Source organism: Thiomonas sp. TH-17 (assembly GCF_057473305.1).
Window position 1 is genome coordinate 1 of sequence record NZ_JBYCKI010000112.1, and the last position, 3,921, is coordinate 3,921.

The 3,921-nt window shown below is 69.0% G+C and carries 2 protein-coding genes; one reads left to right on the forward strand and one right to left on the reverse strand.

The annotated features are described in order from the left end of the window. Positions 1-684, reverse strand: a 684-nt coding sequence (locus tag AC2VLV_RS06870) for an IspD/TarI family cytidylyltransferase (RefSeq protein ID WP_486989268.1), incomplete at its 3' end; no start/stop codon positions are given. Positions 685-727: 43 nt separating this feature from the next. On the opposite strand from AC2VLV_RS06870, the gene mfd reads away from it, so the two are divergent. Continuing rightward, positions 728-3,921: transcription-repair coupling factor (gene mfd / locus AC2VLV_RS06875; RefSeq protein WP_486989269.1), on the forward strand; the 3,194-nt coding region annotated here is incomplete at its 3' end.

The window sequence follows — 3,921 nt, forward strand, 5'->3', positions numbered from 1 at the left end:
GCCCGGCGGCGGGGATTGTTGCCCCCACGCTCCCGCTGCGCGCTCGCTGCCCCCCAAGGGGGCTGCCCCCGCCTTGGGGCGGCCCGGCGGCGGGGGCGCGTGAGCTTCAATCGCCGCCCGCAGCGCATCGCGCAGCGCGCCGATGCGAAACATCTGCGGCGTCTGCGCCAGCCAGCGCCCTTCGCGCGGCTCGGTGCGCGCCACACGGCCTGCGGAGTCGGCCGCCTTGAGCGTGTCGGGCAGGGGCAGCGCCAGCAGGCCGCCGACGTCATCCTCCAGGCAAGCGTCGATCAGGCGGTCGATCAGCCCGGGGGTGATGCAGCAGCGCGCGGCGTCGTGCACCAGCGCCCAGTCGTCGGGCAGCGCGCCGGCTTCGAGCAAAGCCTCCAGCCCGCCGAGCACGCTGTGCGCCCGGGTCGCGCCACCGCGTGGCGCCAAATGCAACCGCGGATCGGCCCGCAGGGCGTCGGCCGCCCAAACATCGTCAGCCTGCACCACCACCGATACCGAGGCGATGCGCGGCGTCTGCAGAAAAGCCCGCACCGTGTGCTGCACCACCGACTCGCCCAGCAGACGCCGGTATTGCTTGGGCGCATCGCCAGGCAGGCGCGAACCGCCGCCCGCGCTCGGAATCACGGCATGGCAGCGGGAGGGTCGAGCAGGAGAGGCGGGCGGTATTTGCATCACGACACACGGGCGCCCACGACTTTGGGCGAAAATTTGAACAATGTCTATTGTCCATGCCCTGCGCGCGCAAGTGCCCGCGCTCAAACCCGGCCAGCGTGTGAGCTGGCCGCTTCCCGCAGGCAGCGCCGATGCCCTGCTGCTGGCCGAGTTGTGCGCGCCGCGCGATGACACCGCGCCCTGGCTCGTCGTCACCGAAGGTGCAGGCGATGCCCAGCGCCTGCTCGGCGAGTTGCAGTGGTTCGCCCCGCAGTTGCGCGTCGGCCTGCTGCCCGACTGGGAGACCCTGCCTTACGACAGCTTTTCGCCGCATCAGGATCTGATCTCCGAACGCCTGGCCACGCTCTGGGCCATCCACAACCGGCAGATCGACGTGGTCATCGCCCCGGCCAATACCGCCATCCAGCGCCTGGCTCCGGCGGAATTCCTCGCGGCCTACACCTTCGATTTCCGCCAGGGTGAGGCGCTCAACGAAGCCGCGCTGCGCGCCCAGCTCGTGCTCGCGGGCTACAACCACGTCAGCCAGGTGATGGCCCCCGGCGAATACGCGGTGCGCGGCGGCCTCATCGATCTGCATCCCATGGGCTCGCCCGTGCCCTACCGCGTCGATCTGTTCGGCGACACTATCGACGCCATCCAGGCCTTCGACCCCGACACCCAGCGCAGCCTCTACCCCGTCAAGGAAGTGCGGCTGCTGCCCGGCCGCGAGTTTCCGCTCGACGATGCGGCGCAGAAGCGCTTTCGCGCCCGTTGGCGCGAGGTGTTCGAGGGCGACCCCAGCCGCAGCCCGCTCTACAAAGATATGGCCAATGGCGTGGCCGGGCCCGGCATCGAGTACTACCTGCCGCTGTTCTTCGAGCACACCGCCACCCTGCCCGACTATCTGGGCGAACGCACCCGCGTGGTGCTGCATGGCGACATTTCCACCGCCATCCAGAAGTTCTGGACCGATACCCAGGAGCGCCACCGCCTGTTGCGGCACGACCCGGAGCGCCCCGCCCTCGCTCCCGACCAACTTTTTCTGAGCGAAGAGGCGTTCTTCAGCCGCCTCAAACCCCTAGCCCAGCTCGCGCTGCGCCCGAGAGCCGATGCGCCGCAGACCGACAAACCCTCCAGCGCCGAGCTACCCGACATCAGCGCCGACCGCCGCGCCACCCGGCCGCTGGCGCGCCTGGCGCAATGGCTCGACGAAGGCCGCACGCAGCACCGGCGCGCGCTGCTGCTGGCCGAATCCGCCGGGCGCCGCGAAACCCTGCGCGAACTGCTGCAGGAGTCCGGGCTGTCGGCCCAGCCCGCTGAGAGCTGGGAGGAATTCGTGCAGGGCACGACCGGCTTCGCCCTGGCTGTCGGGCCGCTGGCGCGCGGCTTCTCGCTGCCGGCCGACCGCCTGGCCGTGCTCACCGAGACCGAGCTGTTCGCCCTCAACCCGGCCCAGCGCAGGCGCCGCAAGCAAGAGCAGGCCAGCAATGTCGACGCCCTGATCCACGATCTCGCCGAACTGCAGCCCGGCGATCCGGTGGTGCATGCCAACCACGGCATCGGCCGCTATCAGGGTCTGGCCGAGCTCGATCTGGGCGACGGCCCGGCCGAATTCCTGCACCTCGTCTATGCGAACGATGCGGTGCTGTACGTGCCCGTGTCGCAACTGCACCTCATCGGCCGCTACAGCGGCGCGGCGCAGGAAGACGCCCCGCTGCACACCCTCGGCTCGGGCCAATGGGACAAGGCCCGCCGCAAAGCCGCCGAGCAGGTGCGCGACGCCGCCGCCGATCTGCTCAACATCTACGCCCGCCGCGCAGCCCACGAGGGCCACGCCTTCCGCTACGCGCCGCAAGACTACGAGGCCTTCGCCGCGAGCTTCGGCTTCGAGGAAACCCCCGATCAGGCCGCGGCCATCCATGCGGTCGTGCAGGACATGATCGCCCCCAAGCCGATGGACCGTCTGGTCTGCGGCGACGTCGGCTTCGGCAAGACCGAGGTGGCGCTGCGCGCCGCCTTCGTGGCGGTGATGGGCGGCAAGCAGGTGGCCGTGCTCGCGCCCACCACCCTGCTGGCCGAGCAGCACTGCGAAACCTTCCGCAACCGCTTCGCCGACTGGCCGGTGCGCATTGCCGAGATGTCGCGCTTTCGCAGCACCAAGGAAATCAGCGCCGCGCTCGACGGGCTGGCCCGCGGCACGGTAGACATCGTCATCGGCACGCACAAGCTGCTGTCGCCCACGGTCAAGTTCGACCGGCTCGGCCTGGTCATCGTGGACGAGGAGCACCGCTTCGGCGTGCGCCACAAAGAGGCGCTCAAGGCGCTGCGCGCCTCGGTCGATCTGCTCACCCTCACGGCCACGCCCATTCCGCGCACCCTGGGCATGGCGCTCGAAGGGCTGCGTGATCTGAGCGTGATCGCCACCGCGCCGCAGAAGCGGCTGGCGATCAAGACCTTCGTGCGCAGCGAAAGCAACGCCGTGATGCGCGAGGCCATGCTGCGTGAAATCAAGCGCGGCGGTCAGGTGTATTTCCTGCACAACGAAGTGGAGACCATCGAAAACCGCAAGCGCCAGCTCGAAGAACTGGTGCCCGAAGCGCGCATCGAAATCGCCCACGGCCAGATGCCCGAGCGCGATCTGGAGCGGGTGATGCGCGACTTCCACGCCCAGCGCTTCAACATCCTGCTGTGCACCACCATCATCGAGACCGGCATCGACGTGCCCAGCGCCAACACCATCGTCATGGCGCGGGCCGACAAATTCGGCCTGGCGCAGCTGCACCAGTTGCGCGGACGTGTCGGGCGCTCGCATCACCAGGCCTACGCCTATCTGCTGGTGCCCGATGTGCAAAGCCTGACCAAGCAGGCCGGCCAGCGGCTCGAAGCCATTCAGCAGATGGAAGAACTGGGCTCGGGCTTCTATCTCGCCATGCACGACCTGGAGATTCGCGGCGCCGGCGAAGTGCTGGGCGAACAGCAATCCGGCAATATGCAGGAGATCGGCTTCCAGCTCTACAACGACATGCTGAGTGAGGCCGTCAAGGCGCTGCGCGCAGGCCGCGAGCCCGACCTGCTCAACCCGCTGGGCGTGACCACCGAGATCAATCTGCATGTGCCCGCCCTGCTGCCGAACGACTATTGCGGCGACGTGCATGCCCGGCTCTCGCTCTACAAGCGTCTGGCCAGCGCCACTACCAGCGCCCAGCTCGACAGCGTGGCCGAGGAAATCGTCGATCGCTTCGGCCGCCTGCCGCCCCC